Below are 24815 nucleotides of genomic sequence, written 5' to 3'. Positions count from 1 at the left end.
GGAGTCCTATTATGCAGCATTTACATGACATTGCACTCAATATTTTAAAAGGCAATTTAAATGTTCAAGCGTCAGAGTCACTCTTGATTCTGACAGATCGTCACAAACAAGACATTGCGAAAATCTTTTATGGAGCTGGGCTGTCAATAACAGCAAATACAATGTTGATGGTGATGCCCTTGTTAGAGAAATCTGGACAGGAGCCAATTCATGCAGTGTCTGAGCTTATGGCGAATGCCGATGTTACACTTTGTATTACCTCCCACTCCTTAACACATACACTGGCTCGTAAAAATGCCTGTGAAAAGGGCGGACGTGTCGCAACAATGCCAGGTGTGACCATGGAAATGCTGGAGCAAGGTGCTCTTCATGCAGATGCACAGGAGATTGAAGCAATGGTAGAAAAATATGTCCATTTACTTGACACGGCAAAAGATATTCGCATTGTCAAGGATGGGTATGAGTTAACGTTTAGTGTAGAGAATCGTTTAGGAATTCGTTCAACAGGTGTCATACGTCAAGCTGGTGAGTACGGTAATATTCCTTCTGGAGAATCTTACGTTGCCCCTATAGAAACATCTGCAAATGGAGAGATTTTAGTAGATGGTTCAATCGCCAATATCGGTGTTTTGAAGGAGCCGCTACTGTTAAAAATACGTAACGGTCGCCTAGAAGAGGCAATTGGTTCTGATGGTCCACAATTACTGGCATTGCTTGGTGAAGAGAATGGCAGAATCGTTGCAGAATTTGGCATCGGAGCCAATAAAAGTGCTATCCTATGCGGTAACGTACTAGAGGATGAGAAAGTATATGGGACAATCCATATAGCATTTGGCAGTAATGTACCTTTTGGTGGAGCGAATGCAGCGGATGTTCATATTGATTGTGTTGTGAAAAGCCCACTTGTTTATTTTGATGGTCAGCAAGTACTGTAAGTAAAAGCGTGTCTTCAGATGAAGCACGCTTTTTTGTTTTACCTGACTGTAGTTTAAAGTTGCTTATCTCTGTAAAATTACACTATAGTTAACTAGAGAAAGGTAAACGATTTGCCTCTAGTGTTCCATCCAAATAGGAATCAAAACTAGATATTGCCCATAAAATAGAAGCAATTAATAAGAGTGTTACTGCTGTTATGTAACATGAAAGAATGTGAGGTAAAAGATATGCTAACATTTACTGATTTACATGGTTTACAAGTAGATTTGAGTTTTACGAGAGGTGAATTTGAAGTAGAGCCCAAACATGTTCTCGTTTTTTTAAAGCGTGACAATAAATGGCTCTGTACTATTCATAAGCATCGTGGTATAGAAGTGCCTGGGGGAAAATTAGAGGAAGGGGAAACATTAGAGGAGGCGGCTATTCGAGAAGTGTTTGAAGAGACAGGTGTCCATGTAAAAAATCTTCAGTGGTTTGCAGAATATGCTGTTCATGATAAGGTATTATTTTGTAAAACGGTTTTTATGGCACAATTTGCAGGACAAGAGCAGATTGAATTTGATTTAGAAACATCGGGTATGCTTTGGCTAGCCGATGAGGAGTTTGTGAATCATCCGAACTTAAGCTTTCATATGAAAGATGAAGGCATGAAAAGAATGCTGGAGGAGTTGAAACGTCGTGACAAACAATGGTGAAATCATTGCCAAGCGTGCCTATCCCTCACCAAATCCAGCCATACGTTTATTTGAAATTACATATTTGTCACAGGGTTTGCGTATCAAAGGCTTATTAGCTGAGCCAAAGGCAGAAGGTACATATGATGGCTTTTTATATTTAAGAGGAGGCATGCAAAGTATTGGCATGGTAAGAGCTTCCCGTATTGCCCAATTTGCAGCACAGGGGTTTGTTGTTTTTGCCCCATACTACCGTGGTAATCGAGGTGGGGAAGGTCGAGATGAATTTGCAGGCGCGGACCGTTATGATGCGGTTTATGCAGTAGATGTTTTAAAGCAATTTTGTAATGATCATATCCACGTTTTTGGCTTTTCGCGTGGAGGCATTATGGCACTTTGGACAGCTATTTTACGAAAAGATATTACCTCTGTGGTAACATGGGCTGGTGTTTCGGATGCGACGGCTACTTATTGGGAGCGTACAGATATGCGTCGTATGATGAAGCGCGTTATTGGAGGGACACCTAATCGTGTACCAGAAGCCTATGATGCCAGAACACCATTATTTGAGGTAGAGCATATTACAGCTCCCGTTTTGATTATTCATGGCTATCGTGATGAAAATGTAGATATCGAGCATGCTAGACAGCTTGCATTTTTCTTAGAGGATGCCAATAAAACTTACGAAACATGGTATGAACAGGATTATGCCCATCAATATCCACCTGCCAAAAACCGAGAAACGGTTCGTGCTCTATGCCAATGGATGAAGCAACAATAGCAATGGCTGTAAAAAAGAAAAGACAAAGAGAACGATTCGCTCTCTTTGTCTTTTTCGTTAGCTGTTATTGTAAGGGGCCACCAAGTTTAGTGATGGCTTCAGAAACGTCTGAGAATTTCTTGAAGTTTTCGTTGAATAGACCTGCAAGTTCAGCAGCTTTTTCATCATATGCAGCTTTATCTGCCCAAGCTTCACGTGGATTTAATACTTCTGATGGTACACCTTCAACAGCTGTTGGAATATGTAAACCAAATACAGTATCTTGTGTTGTTTCAACATTTGCTAATTTACCATCAATAGCAGCGCGTACCATAGTACGTGTATAAGAAAGCTTCATACGGCTACCTGTACCATATTCGCCGCCCGTCCAGCCAGTATTCACTAGGAATACTTGTGCGCCGTGCTCGTCAATTTTTTGTCCTAACATTTCTGCATATACTGTTGCAGGAAGTGGAAGGAATGGCGAACCGAAGCAAGTAGAGAATACTGGTTCTGGCTCAGTAACACCACGTTCAGTTCCAGCAAGTTTAGAAGTGAAACCGCTTAGGAAGTGATACATTGCTTGCTCTTTTGTTAATTTACTAATTGGAGGTAACACGCCAAAAGCATCAGCTGTTAAGAAGATAATTGTTTTTGGATGACCTGCAACAGAAGGATCAACGATATTTTCGATGTATTGGATTGGATAAGCTACACGTGTATTTTCTGTTAGTGAACCATCATCATAGTCACAAATACGAGTTTCTGGATCAACAGCTACGTTTTCTAATACAGAGCCGAAGCGAATGGCATTGTAGATTTCTGGTTCTTTTTCAGCAGAAAGATTGATTGTTTTTGCATAACAACCACCTTCAATATTGAAGACACCATTATCAGACCAGCCATGCTCATCATCACCGATTAATTTGCGTTCTGGATCAGCAGATAATGTTGTTTTACCAGTACCAGATAGACCGAAGAATAATGCTACATCGCCAGTTTCCCCAACGTTTGCTGAGCAATGCATAGAAAGAATACCTTGTTGTGGTAATAAGTAGTTCATAATACCGAAAATAGATTTTTTCATCTCACCAGCATATTCAGTACCACCGATTAAGATGACTTTCTTTTCAAGTGATACGATGATGAATGTTTCAGAAGCTGTACCATCAACCGCAGGGTCTGCTTTAAAGCTAGGTGCTGAGATAACAGTAAACTCTGCGACATGAGAAGCTAACTCCTCTTCAGTTGGACGGATAAATAATTGATGAGCGAAAAGATTGTGCCAAGCGTATTCATTGATGACTTGAATACTTAATTGTGAATCTTTGTCAGCGCCTGCAAAGCCTTTGAATACAAATAATTCGTCACGTTCTTTTAAATACTTGATGACTTTCACATATAAATTATCGAACACCTCAGAAGAAATTGGTTGGTTGACTTTTCCCCAGTCAATTTTATCTTTTGTACTTTCTTCTTCTACCGTATATTTATCTTTAGGTGAACGACCAGTGTATTTGCCAGTTTCTGCACGAACTGCACCATCTACTGTTAACATTGCTTCACCACGAGATGTAGCTTTTTCTGCTAATTGTGGTACTGAAAGTTGAACTTGAACATTTCCGCCGTTTAATAATTCCTTCAGTTCATTTGCAATTTCTACTGAATTCATCGATTAAATACCATCCTTTTTTATAATATTCCCTTGACTCTGAGGGATTTTTTCTTAATTTCAAAAATAGTATAACACAATTACTTAAATAATCTATACTAATTAAGAAATTATTTTCGAGTTTTTATTATTTTTCAATAAACTGACAAAAAATAATGTTTTTCGAGTAGAATTCATTCAATCCTACTGAAATTTATTTTGAAAACAGGGTCACACATATGTTAACACAATAAGTAAGGAAGTTTGTAGGGTTGAATTTGTTTTTATTTCCATCATCATCCAAATTTAAGGGGTTTTATGATAATAATATTCTTTTTATATCAAAAACATTACATATAGGAGTGTGTAGCCATATAACAGTGGAAAATAATAAACAATAGGCATGTATTAGAAAATATTTGACAATAGTCGACCTTTTCAGTAACATGAGTTATTGAACGGATACTCTTATCCCGAGCTGGTGGAGGGTCAGGCCCTGTGAAACCCGGCAACCTGCATGAACTATTTCACGACATGCGTTGGTGCCAACCTGATGCAAGGGGCATTCCCTTGAACGATAAGAGTGAAAGGTTGCGTAGTCATTAGTCCTTTCCTCATGTAAAACAACGTGAGAAAAGGATTTTTTTTATTGTTAAGAATCAATGTAAAGGGCTGCCTCTATAGTTCTTTCCTTATTATAATGACGGATCTTTCGAAACCCTCGTGTTAAAAGCAGCAGTAACGGCTTGAGAGTTCAATCCTTCGGAGCGGACTTGACATGGGTAATGAGTACCGTATTCATACACCAATACTTTTGTAAGAGTAAATAGGAGGAAAACTAAATGACAAACCGTCGATTATTTACATCAGAAAGTGTAACAGAGGGCCATCCAGATAAAATTTGTGACCAAATCTCGGATGCTATTTTGGATGCTATTTTAGCAGAAGATCCAAATGCACGTGTAGCGTGTGAAACAACAGTCACAACAGGTTTAGTCTTAGTAGCGGGGGAGATTACTACTTCTACGTATGTCGATATTAAAGGTATCGTTCGTGATACTGTAGCAGAAATTGGCTATACACGTGGTAAATATGGCTTTGATGCGGAAAACTTAGCAGTGCTTGTGGCAATAGGCGAGCAATCACCTGATATTGCACAAGGTGTTGACCAAGCATTAGAGGCACGTGAAGGCTCTATGACAGATGCAGCTATCGAAGCAATTGGTGCGGGTGATCAAGGCTTAATGTTTGGCTATGCATGTAATGAAACACCAGAGCTCATGCCATTACCAATTAGTCTAGCACATAAATTAGCACGCCGTTTAACAGCTGTGCGTAAGTCTGGTGAGCTTGCTTATTTACGTCCTGATGGCAAAACACAAGTAACAGTAGAATACGATGAGCGTAATATACCTGTACGTGTTGATACAATTGTTATTTCAACGCAACATGATGAAGAGGTAACATTGGAGCAAATTCAAGCAGATTTAAAAGAATTTGTTATTGCACCAGTTGTACCAAGTCAGTTATTAGATGCGAACACAAAATATTTCATCAACCCAACTGGTCGTTTCGTGATCGGTGGACCTAAGGGAGATGCTGGCTTAACAGGACGTAAAATCATTGTTGATACATACGGTGGCTATGCACGTCATGGTGGCGGTGCATTCTCTGGTAAGGATGCAACAAAGGTAGACCGTTCAGCAGCGTATGCAGCTCGCTATGTAGCGAAAAATATCGTAGCAGCAGGCTTAGCAGAGCGTGCTGAGGTACAGCTTGCTTATGCAATTGGTGTTGCTCAGCCTGTTTCCATTGCTGTTGATACATTCGGTACAGGAAAAGTAACAGAAAGCGAGATTGTGGAGTGGGTACGTGAGCTATTTGATTTACGTCCAGCAGGTATTATTAAAATGCTTGATCTTCGTCGCCCAATTTATAAGCAAACGGCGGCATATGGTCACTTTGGTCGTACAGATTTACAGGTTCCATGGGAGCAAACAGATAAAGCCGATGCATTACGAGAAAAAGCACGTTTATAAACTATTGAGCTAAAGCGATAAAGTGATTATAAAATTATTGTAAGATATTATAATTTAAAAATAGAGTAGCTTAAAAAAGCGCAAGAAATTCAATGTTATCATTGAATTTCTCGCGCTTTTTAAGAGTTTAACCTACTTTCACCTAATTTTAACCGTTAATACATTTTTTTGATAATTAGTTATACATATTTACTTTTGAAGGGATTTATAGTATTGGCCTTTTTCGGCATATTCACGTACGATGCGTTCCATATCCTCTTTATCTTCAGCATTTAATTCACGTACAACTTTTGCTGGACGACCTAATGCTAAGCTATTTGGGGGAATGACTTTACCAGGAGGCACTAGGCTTCCTGCTCCGATAAATGCACCCTCTCCAATCTCTGCTCCGTCTAATATAATAGAGCCCATGCCAATCAAGGCATTTTTTCGGATTGTACAGCTATGTAAAGTCACTTGATGTCCTACTGTTACTTCATCCTCAATAATTAACGGATATTTTGGACTTTGATGTAAGCAGCATAGGTCTTGGATGCTTACGCGTTTGCCAATAATAGTAGGAGATACATCGCCTCGAATGACTGTATTAAACCAAATGGTTGTGTCAGCACCAATCGTTACGTCCCCAGTAACCGTGGCGTAATCAGCAATAAAAACAGATGGATCGATCTTTGGCATTTTATCTTTGAATGGATAAATCATGAAAATCGCCTCTTTTCTTTCTATAGATGTAGTATTATCGTATCAAATACACATCTTTATGAAAATATAAAATTAAAATGTACCATGGATGTCGATATAATTATTATGTAATTATTTTTTAGGAGGACTATGTGAATGTGGAAATGGGAAGCTGATGGACAAGCAAAGGCTGTAATTGCTATTCTTCATGGTGCTTATGAGAATCACCGTTGGTATGCATGGCTTATAGAAAAACTAAGAATGGAAGGCTTCCACATAGTCATGGGAGATTTGCCGAATCATGGGGTAAATACAGGATTTGGTCGTGTCCATGATGAGGATTTTAAATTGTACAATAAATATACAAGAAATTTGATTGAAAATGCTTTTTCATATAATTTACCGACCTTTTTAATTGGTCATGGGCTTGGAGCGACATTAATCCTTCATACAATGTATAAAAAGCAATATGAATGTGCGGGTCTTATCTTAACATCGCCTTGGTTGCAGTTAAAGCTATTACCAGGTAAATTAACGAATGCCTTAACAAGCTTAAGTACCTTAACAGCCAATATCAAGATGACGCATCCGATTACAATTGAACAACTAACGCGTCATGTTGAAGGAAGAGAAGAAATGAAGGATGAAAGACCATTTGTATCAGTTGTGACAGTGAAATGGTATCGCGAGCTACAGCAAATGATGCGAAATTTAGTGTTTATGCCAAAGGAAGAATTTCCTAATGTACCTATATTAATGATGACGGCAGCAAAGGATAGCATTACAGAAACGCGACAAACACGAAATTGGCTTCATCAGCAGGCATTTACAGAATTTCAGTTTAAAGAATGGGAAAATTGTTATCATAATTTATTTCATGAAGTAGAGCGTGATGAAATTTTTATGTATACGCGTGATTTCCTTAACAATGGTCTTCGAAGAATTGGTTATATCATTGAGTAATTTTCAATATGCTAGTTACTACCATATCTACTTGAATATTGTTACTTGAATATAATATTGCAATTTTCGGAAAATTGTAATACTATAATGATTCAAAGTAATATTATTTGAATTGGGGGAGTAATATGGAAGTAATTGTTGAGAAATTAAATGGTATTTTATGGGGTCCATGGTTTATTTACGGAATCTTGTTGATTGGACTTTTTTTCTCTGTTATTACTAAGTTTCTGCAAGTTAGGCATATTAAAGATATGTTTGTCTTAATGTTTAAAGGTGAGAAATCAGAAAAAGGGATTTCATCCTTCCAGGCGATGTCCATCGCTTTATCAGGCCGTGTAGGTACAGGTAATATTGCTGGTACAGCAACAGCAATCGGAATGGGTGGTCCTGGTGCAGTCTTTTGGATGTGGGCGATCGCTTTTATTGGCGCGGCAACTGCTTATGTAGAGTCCACATTAGCACAGATTTATAAAGAAGAGAAAGATACGGAATATCGTGGTGGACCAGCCTTTTATCTCGAAAAAGGTACAGGCCAAAAATGGTTTGGGGTTTTATTTGCAGTTGTAGCAGTCATCGCTATGCTAATCTTAATGCCTGGTGTACAGTCAAACGCCATTTCAGTGGCTGTAGAAAATGCTTTTGGTTTAGCGCCTTGGATTACAGGTGTTATTATTGTTGTGCTATTAGGTGCTATTATTATCGGTGGGGTTAAATCAATTGCGAATGCGGCACAAGTTATCGTACCATTTATGGCTGCAGCCTATATAATTATGGCGTTTATTATCATTGCGATGAACATTGCAGAAATTCCATCCGTTATTGCATTAATTTTCTCAAGTGCATTTGGTGCACAAGAAATCTTTGGGGGAATTATTGGCTCTGCTATTGCATGGGGTGTAAAACGTGGTATTTACTCAAATGAGGCAGGTCAAGGAACAGGGGCTCACCCTGCAGCGGCAGCAGAAGTATCACATCCTGCAAAACAAGGGATTGTACAAGCGGCTTCTGTATATATCGATACATTATTAATTTGTTCGGCTACAGCATTTATGATTTTATTTACTGGAATGTACAATGTCCATGATGAAAAGGCAGATAAAATTGTTGTGGAGCATGACGCAAAGGAATACGAAATTTACCCAACGATTTTCACAGGTGAGTTTGGGAAAGATGAGTATTCAGGCGATGCACAAATTTCCTTTGCACAATCCATTAAAGAGGGTGCAGCTTATACACAATCTGCAGTAGATGACGCATTACCAGGATTTGGTGGTCCATTCGTAGCGGTGGCATTATTCTTCTTTGCTTTCACAACCATCATGGCTTATTATTATATTGCAGAAACAAATGTTGCCTACCTCTTATCAGGCTCTGCTGAAAAAATAGGTATTTGGCTTGCGAAGATTGCTATTTTAGTAGCGGCTTTCTACGGTACAATCCGTACATCTGATTTAGCATGGGCTATGGGGGATGTAGGTCTTGGCTTAATGGTTTGGACCAATGTGATCGGAATTTTAATTGTTATGAAACCAGCCATCGTTGCTTTAAAAGATTACGAGAAGCAGAAAAAAGAAGGCAAAGATCCTGTCTTTGATCCTCGTAAGCTAGGCATCAAAGGTGCAGATTTCTGGGTGGATTATAATGAAAAGCGCAAAAATAAATAATTAATCTAAAAAGCTATCTATTAGTTCACACAATGCTAATAGATAGCTTTTTATAACATTTATCGAAATAAAAGCCTGAAATCATTGAACGATTTCAGGCTTCGGATATTCTTTCACTTTTTCTAAGGCAATGACAAAAGGCGGGTCATTTTGCTGATTAAGAAACTCATATTTTAAGACATGGATATATTTTTGTGGAAGCTGACGAACATAGTCCATAACCATATCTCGTTCCTCTTTCCCACCAGGATGCCCATGATAAATGACGAGCACAATTAAGCCGCCAACTTTTAAAAGCTTGAGTAAATCTTGCAGTGCTTGGAGAGTGGTTGTTGGCCTTGTAATAATAGTATGGTTACTACCAGGTAGATAGCCAAGATTAAAAATGGCTGCAGCTACGGGCTTATGGACAAAGTTGGCGACTTCCTCATGGCCTTTATTGAGCACAAGTGCACGATGCTCTAAGCCATGATCTAAAAGGCGAAGAAGTGTTGTATCGACTGCTTCCTTTTGAATATCAAAGGCATAAACTTGCCCATCATCTCCAACAAGCTGTGCTAAAAACAATGTATCATGTCCATTTCCAGCAGTGGCATCTACCACTGTATCCCCCTCGTGCACACTATCTTTTAAGAGCTGCTGTGCATATTGTAAAACACGTTGTAGTTTCATTTCGCAACCTCTGTTTGGTAAAATTTCCCTTGCCAGCTACCACGACGTTCCAGCTCAGCATCAATGCCATTTAATACTTCCCACTTATTAACGCTCCACATCGGTCCAATCATTAAATCGATCGGTCCATCTCCTGTAATGCGATGAATCACGATATCAGACGGTAGAATTTCTAATTGGTCAGCCACAAGCTTTGTATAAACATCCTGATCTAAAAATTCTAGCATTCCTTTTTCATATTGCTTCACCATTGGGGTTCCTTTTAATAGATGAAGTAAGTGAATTTTGATCCCTTGGACATCTAGTTTAGCTACGGCTCTTGCGGTTTCCATCATCATGTCATAGTCCTCGAGAGGTAGACCATTAATAATATGAGAACAAACACGAATCCCATGCTTCCGCAGCTTGTCAACACCCTCTACATAGGTTGCATAATCATGGGCGCGATTAATAAGATTCGCTGTTTTTTCATGCACGGTTTGAAGGCCAAGCTCGATCCATAAATATGTGCGCTCGTTTAATTCCGCTAAATATTCAACAACATCATCAGGTAAACAATCAGGGCGAGTAGCAATGGACAATCCAACAACACCGTCTTGTGCTAAAGCCGCCTCAAATTTTTCCTTTAATACAGGTAGTGGCGCATGTGTATTTGTATAGGCTTGAAAGTAGGCCATATATTTGCCATCCTTCCATTTCTGATGCATTTTATCTCGAATTTCCGCAAATTGCACATCGATGGGATCTACCTTATTGCCTGCGAAATCGCCAGAGCCTGCCGCACTGCAAAATGTACAGCCCCCAAAAGCAACTGTGCCATCACGATTTGGACAGTCAAAGCCCGCATCTAATGCGACTTTAAATACCTTATGACCAAATTGGTCGCGCAAGTAACGATTCCATGTATAGTATCTTTTCCCCTCAGAAGGAAAAGGAAAATTGATTTCTGTCATTTATTTCACTCCCCTAACGCCTTATTTTATCATGAGCATGTCGTTCCGTCATGAGGAAAGGCAAGACTTCTATATAAATACTTGTAAAAAGGGTAATCTTATTTTTCTTGTACTTTTAACGATTTCAGCATACACTAACTATTTAGAGAAGCGAAATAATGGAGGTCATTCTATGCCAAAGAGTGTTTGGTTTTTAATTATTGGAATGCTTGTCAACACAACAGGCAACTCCTTTTTATGGCCTTTAAATGCCATTTATATACATGATTATTTAGGGAAGTCTCTTGCGATGGCAGGCTTTGTTTTAATGTTAAATTCTGCTGCTGGTGTATTGGGTAATCTATTAGGCGGCTATTTATTTGATAGAATTGGTGGCTATAAATCCATCATGCTTGGCATTCTTTTAACAATAGCATCTTTAATCGGCTTAACCATCTGGCATGGTTGGCCACATTACGTATGGTTTTTAGCAATACTCGGCTTTAGTGGGGGCATCGTTTTCCCCGGGATGTTCGCATTAGCAGGTACCGCCTGGCCGGAAGGGGGACGCAAGGCATTTAATGCGATCTATTTGGCTCAAAATGTTGGCGTTGCAGTAGGACCTGCACTCGCAGGTGTGGTTGCTGATTATCAATTTGACTACGTTTTTAAGGTCAATTTAGGCATGTATATTTTATTCTTTTTTATCGCCTTATTTACATTTAAACGATTAGAAGCAGGCAGTATCGCACCCAAGAATGTGGTCAGTGAAAGCAACCGCATCATTAACAAGGCACCGTTCTATGCATTATTAATCATCAGTTCTTCTTCGGTATTATGCTGGTTAGCTTATTCGCAATGGAGCGCAACCATTTCATCTTATACGCAGGATTTAGGGCTAGGATTAAAGCAATATAGTTTACTGTGGACGATTAATGGTCTCCTAATTGTTATCGGGCAGCCACTTATTGCCCCGCTTGTGAAGCGTTGGGAGCATCATTTAAAGCGTCAGCTTGTATTTGGCGTCATCCTCATTGCCTTATCCTTTGGCATGATTGCCTTTGCCAGTGATTTTAAAATGTTTGGTGCAGCAATGATTGTGTTAACATTTGGCGAAATGTTTTATACACCCGCGTTACCAACGATTGCAAATCAGCTTGCTCCCAAGGGAAGGCAAGGCTTCTATCAGGGAATTATTAATAGCGCAGCAACAGCAGGGCGCATGATTGGGCCATTATTTGGTGGTATTATGGTAGACCAATTTGGCATGATTCCACTTGTTCTAATCTTGGTCGTCATCGTCTTGTTTGCCATTATTCCCTGTCTTATTTATGACTATCCTTTAAAAAAGGAAGCAATAGGAGTAGATTAATTTAGAAAGCAAAAAACGGCGTTTACCTACGCGTTTTTTGCTTATTTTTTATGAGTCAACGCCAAAATACATGCTTGCTATTTATATAGAAGGTAATGGAATAGGTAAGCAAGCACCCGTTTTGAAGAAGAGCTTTTTTGTTATTGAAAATTAGCAATAACGAGTGTAAAATCATACATATTCAGATATTTGAATATGTAGTTATATGGAGGGATTTTGGTGGAAGAGGGCTTGCAGCAGTTTAAGGCAGATTTTTTTAAGGCATTAGCGCACCCATTACGAATAAGAATATTAGAGTTACTAGTAGATGGCCAGAAAAGTGTCAATGAAATTCAGGATTGCTTAGATAAAGAGGGTTCCGCTGTTTCTCAGCAGTTAAGTGTATTACGTGCCAAAAATATTGTTTATGGTGTCAAAGAAGGTAAAAAAGTTTACTATTCTTTAAGTGATCCCATGATCGGTGAATTGCTTGGTGTAGCAAAGGATATTTTTAATAACCATTTAATTAACACGATTACGAGATTAGAGGAAATGACCATTAATGAAAGTGACGAGGAGAATACGTAAGCCGAATAATATGAAAAAACAATGCTTTGCTTATTATGTCGAAGGGAAGATTATGTATGAAGTCACTGTTGACAGGGCGCTTTGAAGGGTATTCCGTTCATCATGTAAAGAAGGACTTATTATCGGGAATTATTGTTGGGATTGTCGCTATTCCACTTGCGATGTCTTTTGCCATTGCATCAGGTGTGAAGCCTGAATATGGCATTTATACCGCCTGTATTGCAGGTATTCTTATTGCTATTTTTGGTGGCTCAAAATATCAAATTGGTGGACCAACAGGGGCGTTTGTTCCTATTCTTTTAGGAATCGTCCTTACCTATGGCTATGAGGATTTATTACTAGCTGGGTTAATGGCAGGAGTTTTACTGTGTTTAATGGGCATTTTTAAGCTAGGAACCTTAATTAAATTTATTCCTCGTCCTGTCACAGTTGGTTTTACAGCAGGTATAGCGGTTATTATTTTTATCGGGCAAATTGCTAACTTTTTAGGATTGAGCAATATCACGCGACATGAGTATTTGATTAACAATATCCAAGAAATTATGAAGCAAATTGGCACTACTAATATATATAGCATTGTAACGGCTGCTATTTGTCTTATAACGATTTTGATTACACCGAAATTTTTTCCAAAGATCCCAGGTGCGCTAGCAGGTATTATTGTTTCAACGCTTGTGGCAACAGTGTTATTTTCAGACCAAATAGCAACGATTGCCACTGCCTATGGTCAAATTCCAAATACATTGCCAAGCTTTGCGATGCCCCATATTACACTGGAACGAATCCAGCAGCTGATTGGACCTGCATTTGTTATTGCAATGCTTGGTGGTATAGAATCGCTATTATCGGCAGTTGTAGCAGATGGCATGACAAATAGTAAGCATAATAGTAATCGTGAGCTTGTTGGACAAGGGATTGCCAATATTGTGACACCCTTGTTTGGAGGAATTCCAGCAACGGGTGCAATTGCACGTACAGCAACAAATATTAAAACAGGTGCGGTCTCGCCAATGTCAGGCATTATACATGGTGTTTTTGTGTTAGTGACATTACTAGTATTAGCCCCCTATGCCTCTCATATCCCTTTAGCAAGTATGGCGCCTGTATTAATGGTTGTCGCTTGGAATATGAGCGAACGTCATCATTTCGCACATATCGTTAAATTAAAATCAGGAGATTCGCTTGTTTTACTTATTACCTTTTTATTAACAGTGTTTACGAGCCTTACATTAGCCGTTGAGGTAGGACTTGTATTAGCTGTGCTATTATTTGCGAAGCGTATGAGTGAGAAGCTTGTTGTAACAAAGGTATTACCAGACCATTCAAACAAAAGTGCAAAGGTGCGACCACATGTCGTTCATCAGCAGCATGATTGTCCACAAATAAAAATTTATACGATTGAAGGGCCGTTGTTCTTTGGTGCTGCACAGATGTTTGAAGAAACCATCAACAGCTCGCTACAGCAGCACTCCAAAGTGTTAATTTTACGAATGGGGAAAGTGCCCTTTATGGATTCCACTGGTGAGGCATATTTTAATAATATTGTTGATAACTTTACAGCACAGGGTGGTACGATTTTTGTAACAGGTGTACAAGAAGAATTACAACTAGCTCTGTTGCGTACGGGGATTTATGATAAAATTGGTGCGCATCATTTTTATCAACATACAGGGGAAGCCATTACAAAAGCTTTAACATATTTGGATGCACATCAATGCCAGGGCTGTCAACATTTTGCTTTCCGTGAATGTGCTGATTTATCAGAAAATAAAGAAAAAGAGACATTCCTTGTACAGTAGTGGCTAACCACTGAACAAGGGCTTGTACTTTTTAGCACTTTCCATTAGAATAAATGCAATATCATGTAAAGACAGTGATGAGGAATAGTAGATTTGAGGTTCTTTTTAGAGAGCTAGCGGTTGGTGAAAGCTAGTAGGAAAGCAAATTGAACTCACCTTCTGAGTCTGCCCGTGTGAAAAACATGTGCCGTTTCTTCTGCGTTAAAGAGGCTTGAGCCGAGTGTAATCACTAATTTGGGTGGTACCGCGGGAGTGCAATTCTCTCGTCCCTTCTATCATAAGAAAGGGGCGAGTTTTTTTATTTTTTAAATATTTTGTCAATTCTACTGATAAGTCGTCTATTAAGGAGGAAAAAGAATGAGTTTTAATCATCAACAAATTGAGAGCAAATGGCAAAGATATTGGGCTGATCACAACACCTTTAAAACGGAAAATGAGAATGATAAGCCTAAATTCTATGCCTTAGATATGTTTCCTTATCCATCGGGTGCAGGACTTCATGTAGGGCATCCAGAGGGCTATACAGCAACGGATATTCTTTCTCGCTTTAAACGTATGCAGGGCTATAATGTCTTACATCCAATGGGCTGGGATGCATTTGGCTTACCAGCTGAGCAATATGCACTTGATACAGGCAATGATCCAGCAGAATTTACAGCAAAAAATATTGCGACATTTAAGCGTCAAATTCAAGAGCTAGGCTTTAGCTATGATTGGGATCGTGAAATTAATACAACAGACCCTAGCTATTATAAATGGACACAATGGATTTTTATTCAGCTTTATAAAAAAGGCTTAGCTTATATTGATGAAGTAGCTGTTAACTGGTGTCCAGCACTTGGCACAGTATTAGCTAATGAAGAAGTTATTGATGGAAAATCAGAGCGTGGTGGGCATCCTGTAGAGCGTCGCCCAATGAAGCAATGGATGCTAAAAATTACGGCTTATGCAGATCGTCTAATTGATGATTTGGAGGAAGTGGATTGGCCAGAATCTATTAAAGATATGCAGCGCAACTGGATTGGCCGTTCAGAGGGAGCAGAAGTACTATTTAATATTGATGGCACAGATGACAGCTTCACCGTATTTACAACTCGTCCTGATACATTATTTGGCGCTACATATTGTGTGCTTGCCCCTGAACATAAATTGGTAGAACAAATAACGACGGCTGAGCAACGTCAAGCGGTTGAGACTTATTTAGAAAATGTCAAAATGAAATCTGATTTAGAGCGTACAGATTTAGCAAAAGAGAAAACAGGCGTATTTACAGGTGCTTATGCTATCAATCCGATTAATGGCAAAAAAGTGCCGATTTGGATTGCTGACTATGTATTAGTGTCTTATGGTACAGGGGCGATTATGGCGGTTCCAGCACATGATGAGCGCGACTATGAATTTGCGACAGCATTTGGCTTAGAGATTATTGCGGTGCTTGAGGGCGGCGATATTAGCAAAGAGGCATTCACAGGTGATGGTCCACATATTAACTCAGAATTCCTCAATGGCTTAAACAAGGCAGATGGTATTGCAAAGGCAATTGAATGGTTAGCGGAAAAAGGTGTTGGGGAGAAGAAAATTTCTTACCGTCTGCGCGACTGGCTATTTTCTCGTCAACGTTACTGGGGTGAGCCGATTCCTATGATTCATTGGGAAGATGGCACAACAACAGCAGTGCCAGAATCAGAATTACCGTTAATGCTGCCAAAAACAGATAATATTCGTCCATCTGGTACTGGTGAATCACCCTTAGCCAATATTGCAGATTGGGTAAATGTTGTAGACCCTGAAACAGGTAAAAAAGGGCGTCGTGAAACAAATACGATGCCACAATGGGCAGGCTCAAGCTGGTACTTCTTACGCTATATCGACCCAACAAACACAGAAGCGATTGCAGACCCAGAGCTACTAAAACGCTGGTTGCCTGTTGATATTTATATTGGTGGAGCAGAGCATGCGGTACTCCATTTACTATACGCTCGCTTCTGGCATAAAGTGTTATACGATTTAGGGGTTGTTCATACAAAAGAGCCATTCCAAAAATTATTTAACCAAGGAATGATTCTAGGTGAGGGCAATGAAAAAATGTCTAAATCGAAGGGCAATGTTGTGAATCCAGATGAGATTATTGCATCACATGGTGCGGATACATTACGTTTATATGAAATGTTTATGGGTCCATTAGAGGCCTCTGTTGCGTGGTCTACAAATGGCTTAGACGGGGCACGTCGCTTCTTAGATCGTATTTGGCGTTTATTTGTTAATGAGGAAACAGGTGCACTGTCAGTAAAAATTCAAGCGTCTAACGATCAAACGCTTGAAAAATCATATCACCAAACAGTGAAAAAGGTAACAGAGGATTATGAGGGCATCCGCTTTAATACAGCGATTTCACAAATGATGGTCTTTATTAATGATTGCTATAAAGCTGATGTAATTCCAACAGCTTATGCAGAAGGCTTTGTGAAAATGCTAGCACCAATCGCACCGCATATTGCAGAGGAGCTATGGCAGCTACTTGGTCATGAAACAACACTTACGTATGAGCAATGGCCAACATATGATGAGGCGAAATTGGTAGATGATGAAGTGGAAATCGCTGTTCAAGTAGCGGGTAAAGTACGTGCGAAAATTGTTGTTGCGAAAGATGCTTCCAAAGAGGACATTGAAAAAGTAGCACTTGCTGATAGTAAAGTACAGGAATATATGGCAGGGAAAAACTTAGTAAAGATTATCGTGATTCCAGGTAAGCTTGTGAATATTGTTGTGAAATAAAAATAACATGTCCACCACCCAACATGAATTAGGTGGTGGACATGTTTTATAGTATTGAGATGTAACTTAAATAATTAAACCAACAACAATAGCTGTTAAGATACTGACAAGTGTTGCGCCGTAGAGTAATTTTAAGCCAAAGCGAGCAACGATATTTCCTTGCCTTTCATTCAAGCCCTTTACGGCTCCAGCGATAATGCCGATAGATGAAAAGTTTGCAAAGGATACAAGAAAGACAGAAATAATGCCCAATGTACGCTCACTCAAGGAATCAGTGATCTCTCCAAGGCTAATCATCGCGACAAATTCATTTGTCACTAATTTCGTTGCCATAATGCCGCCAGCAGTAATCGCATCTGCCCATGGCACACCCATTAAGAAAGCGATGGGGGCAAAGATATAGCCTAATATTTCTTGGAAAGACACACCAATTACTATATCGAATAAGGAATTAATGCCATCCATTAAGGCGACAAAACCGATAAGCATAGCACCAACAATAATGGCGACTTTAAAGCCATCCATAATATATTCTCCAAGCATTTGGAAGAAAGCTTGCTTCTGCTCATCCTCAATTGTTAAAATATCCTCATTTTCTTCAACCTTATATGGATTAATAATGGAAACAATAATAAATCCACCAAATAAGTTTAAGACAATAGCTGTGACAACATATTTTGGCTCAATCATTGTCATATAGGCGCCAACCACTGACATCGAAACAGTTGACATAGCGGAAGCACATAATGTATACATACGCTGTGGGCTAAGCTTATCTAATTGCTTTTTCACTGTAATAAAAACTTCAGACTGACCGACCATTGCAGAGGCAACAGCATTGTAGGACTCCAATTTCCCCATGCCATTAATCTTACTTAGTAAGAAGCCAACCCATGTCATAAAGAACGGCAGAATTTTAAAATGCTGCAAAATGCCAATTAAGGCAGATATAAAGACAATCGGTAATAATACAGTGAGAAAGAAAGGAGACTCTCCTTCATTCGTTAACCCTCCAAAAACAAATGAAATACCCGCATTTGCGTATGATAATAAATGGTCAAAGACATTTGTAATGGCTTTAATTAGCACATAGCCAATTGTTGTATTAAGAAGTAGAGCTGCCAAGAGAAATTGAATCACTAACATCAGCAAAATATTTTTATATTTTATTTCTTTTTTGTTTTTACTTACTAACAGCGCTAAAGCAAAAACAAATAGTAATCCACAAAAGGATATTAAGTACCTCATAAGTTCCTCCATCAGTATAGATAATAATTGTGAGTGCTCGAATTCATAACTATCACTCATAACATACGCCAATTTCAATTATTGAATAGTTAGAGTATTTTATTAGTCAGACGTCAGACAAACAATCTCACTATACCAGTTTTTTTACTTGTACTTCAAGAGATAAGGGAAAAATATGCTCACCGTATAGAAACTTTTTTTAGTGTGTGAAGCTTTTGCGATATTATGTTTGTTGATTTCAATAAACTTACTGTACTAAAAGTAATTATTTTTTGTTTTTATGAAACCAGCTATTAAGTAACTACGACTATAGAGTGAACAGGAGGTGTTTGGGTGAGTGAGCATTTAGCAGCCGTTATGGAGGAACATGGGGAATATTGTTTGCGTGTTGCCTATCTATATGTAAGGGATTGGGCGATGGCTGAGGAAATTGTGCAGGATGTATTTCTTGCCTATTATCATCAGCAAGAACGTTTTGAGCAAAGAGCATCCTTAAAAACATACTTAGTGAAAATTACTGTACATAAAAGTCATGATTATCTTCGAAGCTGGAAAAATAAACGACATCTCTTATTGGAAAAATTCCATATTGGTGTAAGTAAACGCACACCAGAGAAAGCGTTAGTGGAAATAGATGAGCGTAAAACATTGACAAACGTATTATTTCAGATTCCTATTTTATACAGGGAAGTGGTCATTCTTTATTATTATCAGGAATTAAAAATTCGAGAAATTGCAGATATTCTTAGAAGCACAGAAAGTACGGTGAAAACAAGATTGCATCGAGCAAGAAAAATGCTATATGAGCTACTAGATGAGCATGAATGGGAGGTGTTAGAGGATGACAGCTTTTAAAAATAAGTTAGATAAGGAGCTTGGCGAAGCACCAAGATTTTCAAAAGCTTTACAAAAGGATATTTTGGAGCAGGCTCGACAAAACAAGCAATCAACAAAGAATTGGCAATATCCAATTATTATGGCTGGGGCAATTGTGCTGTTCTTCTTGTTAATCATAACAGAGCCGTTTAAGCAGACCGATAATGGTCAACAGGCTTCCGTTATTGAATTGGCACAGCAACACGAGATTACAATGTATACAGTAGCTCAAAATGGAAAAGAAACATCATTTCAAGCTGGCAGACCAGGTTGGGTAATAGGGCAGGATATTTTTAAAACTACCGCAGATACGGAGGTATTACAGCAATTATTACAACAGGCTACTGCCACACAGGTACAGGAGTATGATTTATTTGGCTTTAATACGATGGATATATGGGTAGCCTTTGAGAGTGGGCAGGCTGTCAAGTTAAAAATTATGGTTAACGATCAACAATTACTGCTAAAGGATTACACACATCAATCCGTCTATCTTGTCAATGATCCAGAGATGATAGCTACATTTTTAGTCCATATTGATGAAAATAAAAAGGAATTCACGATGGGCAATCTCTTTACATTTCTTATTGTTTTGCTGTTGGGCACATGGTTAATTGAAAAATTGGTAAGGAAAAAATTTAATATACCAAAGGGCTATGCGAATACCGCACATCAACGCGCTACACGAATAATTAAGATTTGTAATACAGTCATACCAATAATGATGCTACTAACCAATTGGTTTCTCTATACAGCAGTAATTGGTAGCTACCTTATCATTACTGTGACTAGCTCTATTTTTATAGATTATCACTATGGTAGAGAGGAAAAAAGACATTACTTATCAATTGCTTGGGTTATAATAGCTATCCCTGCGCTCATTCTGCTTCTGATGTACATTTAATAAATAAAAGATGCCTTAAAATAACTTTAGGGCATCTTTTTGTGTAAGGTGTAATTTAAAAAGAATAGATAAATAATAGGCAGCAGAACTGTAATGATGACGATACCGTGCCATTTAAAATGTAGCCATATTGGACTAAGTAGGGTGCTTCCAGCAGCAACACCAATATAATACGAAACAAGGTATAAGCTTGAGGCAAGTCCCTTTTGGTGGCTGGCTGTTCGACTTACAGTTGCAGATGTTAGGGAATGTGTTGTGAAAAAACCTAAACAGGCAATACAAAGCCCAACAACAATGAGCGCAAGGGAGGTGCTTACTGTACATAAGATACCACCTACTAATAAAAGCACACCGATTGTTCTAATTTTAGCAATACCTACTTTATTGGCAAGGGCATTGGCAATCGGAGAGCCAATAATACCTAAGCCATAGGCTAAAAAAATAAAGGAAATCATTTTTAAGGATAGTAAAAATGGTGGTTCTACTAAATAGTAGGGAATAAACGACCACATACCTGTAAATGATAATTGCAAAATAATGCCGAAGCCAAAAAGAAGTAATAAGTAGGGATTTTTTAAATGCAGCCAAAATCCATATAAATCTTCTCGGATAAAACGACGATGGATTGTAAAGTTTCTTGATTTAGGAAGTGTTAACCAAACAAGAATAAAAATGATACTACCAAAAAAGGCTAAACAGAGAAAGGCTATCTCCCAAGATTTATTTTCTGTTAGATAGCCCATCATCAAACGCCCAATTGTTCCACCTAGCGCATTACAGGAAATATAAAGCGCTGTCGCAAGCCCCATTGATTGTGGGTGGATTTCTTCACTAATATAGGCAAGTGCTGCTGCGGGAACGCCTGCAATAGCAAAGCCTTGAATAAAACGTAAAAAAATAATAACCGCAAATGAATCTGTTAATGGCATTAAAAGAAAAGGAATAATCGTTAAAAGAATGGAAAATCGAACAAATGGTAAACGTCCATAACGATCAGATAAAAACCCTAAAACCATTAATCCAATAATGATAGAAAGCGTCGTCATAGACATGGATAGACTTGCATAGGAAACAGAAATTTGAAATTGCTCTGTAAAAAAGGGAAGCAGGGGCTGTACCGAGTACATTGCTGCAAAGACAAACACCGAAGCTCCACCTAAGCTCATAACAATTACCCAAAATTGTCGGTCTTTCATGGAATACCCTTTTGCGAAATTTCCCATAAGAAACACCTCTTACTTCATTTGCTCTGGTAACCATAGTGATAATTGTGGGATTAACACAACTAGGGCTAAAAAGATAATCATTAAAATAATGAATGGAATAACGCCTTTTACAACCTCACCAAGCTTCTCCTTAGCAATACCACTTACAACAAAGAGATTTAGTCCTACTGGTGGCGTAATCATACCTAACTCCATATTAATCGTCATGATAATTGCAAAATGTAATAGATTAATATCAAAGTGTGCAAGAATTGGTAAAAGAATTGGCAAAGTGATTAAAATAATCGAAACGGCCTCTAGGAACATACCCATCACAAAGAATAAAATATTAACGATAATCATAAAGATCCATTTGTTCAAATCACTTTCAGCAATCCACGCACCAACTTGCTGTGGCACTTGTGCATTTGTTAAATATAAGCCGAATAATGAAGCCGCACCAATAATTAAGAAAATCATCGCTGTAATATTAATGGATTCTACTAAAACCTCGCGGAAATCCTTTAGCTTCATTTCACGATAGATAAATAATGATACAATAAGACCATAGAACACGGCAATCACTGCTGATTCTGTTGGTGTTACAACTCCTGAATAAATCGTTCCTAAAATTAGGAATGGTAAAAATGCGCCCCAAATCGCTTTTAAGGATTTACGACCACGCTCTCCCCAAGAAGCTGGCTCATCGCCTTTAAAGCCATTACGTTTTGCATAAACAATGGCAGCAACGATTAAAATACCTGTTAAACCTAGGCCAGGAATAATACCAGCCATAAATAATTCACCAATAGATTGCTCTGAGGTAATCCCATAAATGATTAATGGAACACTTGGTGGAATTAAAATACCTAATGTACCACCAGCAGCTACCAGCCCCATCGAGTAACGTTTTTTATAGCCTGCTGAAATCATGGCAGGAATCATAATAGAGCCAATTGCCGCGGCTGTAGCAGGTGAAGAACCTGAAATCGCTGCGAAAATAGCACAGGCAACAATGGTTACAACTGCAAGCCCGCCTGGAAGATGTCCAATCCATGCACGTAAAGCCTCGATCAGATATTTTGAAATACCACCACGTGCCATTAATACCCCAGCAAGAACAAAGCCTGGAATCGCCATCATTGGGAAGGAGTCAAGGGCAGTGAAAACGCGCTGTGGAATCATATTCATATTAAAATCAATTTGGAAGAATACCAAAATTGTTGACAGTGCTAAGCTAATCGCGACAGGTACTCGTAAAAATAGTAATAAAAAGAAACTAAGTAAGAGGATTAGCATATTCTTCATCCTTTCCCCGTAGAATATTCACTAATCTTTCTACGAACCTTAGTAAAAATAAAATACCTGAAAGCGGTAATACTAAATAGACAATCCACATTGGTATGCCAATATCAAGTGATACCATGCCTGATGTATAACGATTTTCGACTAATACAAAACCGTAATAAGTGTAAATAACACAAAAAGCAATGCTTAAGCCTGTTGCTACTAAATCTAGTAGACGCTTCATTGAAGGCTTTAATTTGTCATATAAAATATCTACTTGGATATGTTGATTATGTTTTAAGGCTAAGCCAAAGCCCAAAAATGTTCCCCAAATAATTGCATAACGAGCTAATTCCTCTACCCAGGCTTGTGGTTCATTAAATATGTAACGCATAAGGACACCGTAAAAAATAAGCACGATACCTGCTACGAAAAAAATACCAGCAAGGATTTCTTCCAAGTAACCCCAGAGCTTATATAAGGCTTTCATTGTATTGCCTCCTTTAGTTAAAGTTTAAAACGGGTGCTTTATTTGCTGTATCCTAGCACCCGTTTATACAAGATGAATGTAAGCGATTTATAAAAAAGAATCTGCAGGGATTTTGTAGGATAGTTAGATAATCAGTTTTCTATATATTCTGATTATTTTTGATGCTTATCCGTAAAAATATAGCAGATTCTTATTATTAAAAAACGTCAATTAGAATAAAAAGTTATTTTAAATCACGGATACCATTAATTAATTCTTCTGTAATCACATCAGTAAATTCTTCATATACAGGTTCAAGCTGATTCTTAATTGCTTCTTTTTGAGCATCAGTTAACTCTGTTACTTCGATGCCAGAGTTTTTAATATTTTCAAAGGATTTTTCATTTTCTTCCGTTGCTAACTCCCAAGCTAATGTAGTTGCTTCATCTAAGGATTCCTCCACTGCTGCTAATAAATCAGTAGGGATACCTTCCCAGAATGTTTTATTGACAAAGATCGCGTAGTCTAGGCGACCATGGGCAGATACTGAAAGATAGTTTTGTACTTCTTGATATTTTTGCGTATCAAAATTATTAAATGGATTTTCTGCGCCATCTACTGTTCCTTGCTGTAATGCTGCATATGTTTCACCAAAAGCAATTGTTGCAGAGCCAGCATTTAATGCTTTAAATTGTGCTTCTAATACTTTTCCTGCCTGTGCACGGAATTTTAAACCTTTAAAATCTTCGACATTGACAAGTGGACGCTGATTGTTTGAGAAATGCTTAAAGCCATTTTCCCAGAAAGCTAAGCCTTTAATATCGTTTGCTGCTAATTGATCAGATTCTAAAATTGTTTTCGCTAAATCCGAATTAAAGAACTTACGAACATGCTCTTGATTTTCAAAAAGATACGGCATATCAACATATTGCCAACGTGGATCGATTTTCACCATTTTTGTTACAGAAGGAGCAATCATATGAACATTTCCAGATACAAGTGCATCTAATTCATCGTTATCACCATATAACTGAGAAGAAGGGTAAACTTCTACCTTCACTTTACCTTCTGTTTTTTCATCTACTAATTTTGCGAATGCATCCGCTGCTTTCCCTTTCACACTATCAATCGATGTTACATGTGAAAATTTAATCACAAGTGGTTTTTCTTTTGTATAACCACCATCACCTTCCGCTGCTGGAGCAGAGGTTTCTTTTTTGTCACTGCCACCACAGGCTGCTAATGCAAGCACGAGTACAGCCATAAGCGTCATAAGAAGCCATTTTTTCATTACATATCCCCCTAAATGTTATGTTTATAGTTAAAAGGTTTCCCTTCTGA

The 24815-nt window shown here is 38.4% G+C and carries 21 protein-coding genes, 1 riboswitch and 1 other annotated feature; of the genes, 12 read left to right on the top strand and 9 right to left on the bottom strand.

Annotation, left to right across the window (positions count from 1 at the left end; genetic code table 11):
• The first annotated feature begins 11 nt into the window (after positions 1-11).
• The 3 genes from ADM90_RS20035 (at position 12) to ADM90_RS20025 (ending at position 2391) form a co-directional block, all read left to right on the top strand.
• Positions 12-935 carry an aminopeptidase gene (locus ADM90_RS20035; RefSeq protein ID WP_053996660.1) on the top strand — a complete coding sequence of 308 codons (924 nt, stop codon included), beginning with the start codon at positions 12-14 and terminating at the stop codon, positions 933-935.
• 228 nt (positions 936-1163) lie between these two features.
• The gene (locus ADM90_RS20030) at positions 1164-1631 is read left to right on the top strand and encodes an NUDIX domain-containing protein (RefSeq protein WP_053996741.1); all 468 of its coding nucleotides are present in this window, start codon (positions 1164-1166) and stop codon (positions 1629-1631) included.
• Positions 1615-2391: an alpha/beta hydrolase family protein gene (locus ADM90_RS20025; protein WP_053996659.1), complete on the top strand. Its 777-nt coding sequence runs from the start codon at positions 1615-1617 to the stop codon at positions 2389-2391. Before ADM90_RS20030 ends, ADM90_RS20025 begins: the two co-directional genes overlap by 17 nt.
• A 64-nt stretch (positions 2392-2455) precedes the next feature.
• Here the strand turns inward: ADM90_RS20025 and pckA are convergent, their stop codons facing one another.
• Complete coding sequence (pckA, locus tag ADM90_RS20020) at positions 2456-4042, bottom strand: phosphoenolpyruvate carboxykinase (ATP) (protein WP_053996658.1); 1587 nt, start codon at positions 4040-4042, stop codon at positions 2456-2458.
• A gap of 444 nt (positions 4043-4486) precedes the next feature.
• Positions 4487-4605: riboswitch (SAM riboswitch) on the top strand.
• 258 nt (positions 4606-4863) lie between these two features.
• Between pckA and metK the strand changes: the two genes are divergently transcribed.
• Positions 4864-6060, top strand: coding sequence for a methionine adenosyltransferase (gene metK / locus ADM90_RS20015; RefSeq protein ID WP_053996657.1), 1197 nt, complete (start codon positions 4864-4866; stop codon positions 6058-6060).
• A 189-nt stretch (positions 6061-6249) separates the two neighbouring features.
• Here the strand turns inward: metK and ADM90_RS20010 are convergent, their stop codons facing one another.
• Positions 6250-6762: a gamma carbonic anhydrase gene (locus tag ADM90_RS20010; RefSeq protein ID WP_053996656.1), complete on the bottom strand. Its 513-nt coding sequence runs from the start codon at positions 6760-6762 to the stop codon at positions 6250-6252.
• Between the two features lie 135 nt (positions 6763-6897).
• Here ADM90_RS20010 and ADM90_RS20005 point away from each other — a divergent pair, with 135 nt between their 5' ends.
• Positions 6898-7704 carry an alpha/beta hydrolase gene (locus ADM90_RS20005; RefSeq protein WP_053996655.1) on the top strand — a complete coding sequence of 269 codons (807 nt, stop codon included), beginning with the start codon at positions 6898-6900 and terminating at the stop codon, positions 7702-7704.
• Positions 7705-7829: 125 nt separating this feature from the next.
• Positions 7830-9368 carry an alanine/glycine:cation symporter family protein gene (locus ADM90_RS20000; RefSeq protein WP_053996654.1) on the top strand — a complete coding sequence of 513 codons (1539 nt, stop codon included), beginning with the start codon at positions 7830-7832 and terminating at the stop codon, positions 9366-9368.
• Between the two features lie 81 nt (positions 9369-9449).
• Here ADM90_RS20000 and ADM90_RS19995 read toward each other — a convergent pair whose 3' ends face one another.
• Together ADM90_RS19995 and ADM90_RS19990 are read right to left on the bottom strand one after the other, a co-directional pair.
• Positions 9450-10040 (bottom strand): class I SAM-dependent methyltransferase, encoded by a 591-nt coding sequence (locus ADM90_RS19995; RefSeq protein WP_053996653.1) that lies wholly within the window; start codon positions 10038-10040, stop codon positions 9450-9452.
• Positions 10037-10993: a TIGR01212 family radical SAM protein gene (locus ADM90_RS19990; protein WP_053996652.1), complete on the bottom strand. Its 957-nt coding sequence runs from the start codon at positions 10991-10993 to the stop codon at positions 10037-10039. Before ADM90_RS19990 ends, ADM90_RS19995 begins: the two co-directional genes overlap by 4 nt.
• Before the next feature lie 172 nt (positions 10994-11165).
• Between ADM90_RS19990 and ADM90_RS19985 the strand changes: the two genes are divergently transcribed.
• The 4 genes from ADM90_RS19985 to leuS all read left to right on the top strand — a co-directional run bounded on the left by ADM90_RS19985 (position 11166) and on the right by leuS (position 17485).
• Positions 11166-12344: an MDR family MFS transporter gene (locus ADM90_RS19985; RefSeq protein WP_053996651.1), complete on the top strand. Its 1179-nt coding sequence runs from the start codon at positions 11166-11168 to the stop codon at positions 12342-12344.
• A gap of 219 nt (positions 12345-12563) precedes the next feature.
• Positions 12564-12911 carry an ArsR/SmtB family transcription factor gene (locus tag ADM90_RS19980; RefSeq protein WP_053996650.1) on the top strand — a complete coding sequence of 116 codons (348 nt, stop codon included), beginning with the start codon at positions 12564-12566 and terminating at the stop codon, positions 12909-12911.
• Positions 12912-12967: 56 nt separating this feature from the next.
• Positions 12968-14710 (top strand): SulP family inorganic anion transporter, encoded by a 1743-nt coding sequence (locus ADM90_RS19975; RefSeq protein ID WP_053996649.1) that lies wholly within the window; start codon positions 12968-12970, stop codon positions 14708-14710.
• A 65-nt stretch (positions 14711-14775) separates the two neighbouring features.
• Positions 14776-14984, top strand: a binding site (T-box leader).
• An 83-nt stretch (positions 14985-15067) separates the two neighbouring features.
• Entirely contained in the window at positions 15068-17485 is a 2418-nt protein-coding gene (leuS, locus tag ADM90_RS19970) for a leucine--tRNA ligase (RefSeq protein WP_053996648.1), read from the top strand.
• A gap of 66 nt (positions 17486-17551) precedes the next feature.
• On the opposite strand, the gene ADM90_RS19965 is transcribed toward leuS, so the two are convergent.
• Positions 17552-18733, bottom strand: coding sequence for a NupC/NupG family nucleoside CNT transporter (locus ADM90_RS19965; RefSeq protein WP_053996647.1), 1182 nt, complete (start codon positions 18731-18733; stop codon positions 17552-17554).
• A 333-nt stretch (positions 18734-19066) separates the two neighbouring features.
• On the opposite strand from ADM90_RS19965, the gene ADM90_RS19960 reads away from it, so the two are divergent.
• Both ADM90_RS19960 and ADM90_RS19955 read left to right on the top strand, forming a co-directional pair.
• Entirely contained in the window at positions 19067-19588 is a 522-nt protein-coding gene (locus ADM90_RS19960) for a sigma-70 family RNA polymerase sigma factor (RefSeq protein WP_053996646.1), read from the top strand.
• Entirely contained in the window at positions 19575-20513 is a 939-nt protein-coding gene (locus tag ADM90_RS19955) for a DUF4181 domain-containing protein (protein WP_053996645.1), read from the top strand. The genes ADM90_RS19960 and ADM90_RS19955 overlap by 14 nt, the downstream gene beginning before the upstream one ends.
• A gap of 26 nt (positions 20514-20539) precedes the next feature.
• Here the strand turns inward: ADM90_RS19955 and ADM90_RS19950 are convergent, their stop codons facing one another.
• The 4 genes from ADM90_RS19950 to ADM90_RS19935 all read right to left on the bottom strand — a co-directional run bounded on the left by ADM90_RS19950 (position 20540) and on the right by ADM90_RS19935 (position 24765).
• Positions 20540-21736: an MFS transporter gene (locus tag ADM90_RS19950; protein ID WP_053996644.1), complete on the bottom strand. Its 1197-nt coding sequence runs from the start codon at positions 21734-21736 to the stop codon at positions 20540-20542.
• 12 nt (positions 21737-21748) lie between these two features.
• Positions 21749-23017, bottom strand: coding sequence for a TRAP transporter large permease (locus tag ADM90_RS19945; protein ID WP_053996643.1), 1269 nt, complete (start codon positions 23015-23017; stop codon positions 21749-21751).
• Entirely contained in the window at positions 22998-23495 is a 498-nt protein-coding gene (locus tag ADM90_RS19940; RefSeq protein WP_053996642.1) for a TRAP transporter small permease, read from the bottom strand. The genes ADM90_RS19945 and ADM90_RS19940 overlap by 20 nt, the downstream gene beginning before the upstream one ends.
• 223 nt (positions 23496-23718) lie before the next feature.
• Positions 23719-24765 (bottom strand): DctP family TRAP transporter solute-binding subunit, encoded by a 1047-nt coding sequence (locus tag ADM90_RS19935; protein WP_053996641.1) that lies wholly within the window; start codon positions 24763-24765, stop codon positions 23719-23721.
• Positions 24766-24815: the final 50 nt, after the last annotated feature.

This window comes from Lysinibacillus macroides, from assembly GCF_001281525.1.
In the GTDB taxonomy this organism is placed as follows: Bacteria; Bacillota; Bacilli; order Bacillales_A; family Planococcaceae; genus Lysinibacillus; species Lysinibacillus macroides.
This window is presented reverse-complemented; position numbering and strand designations above follow the sequence as displayed.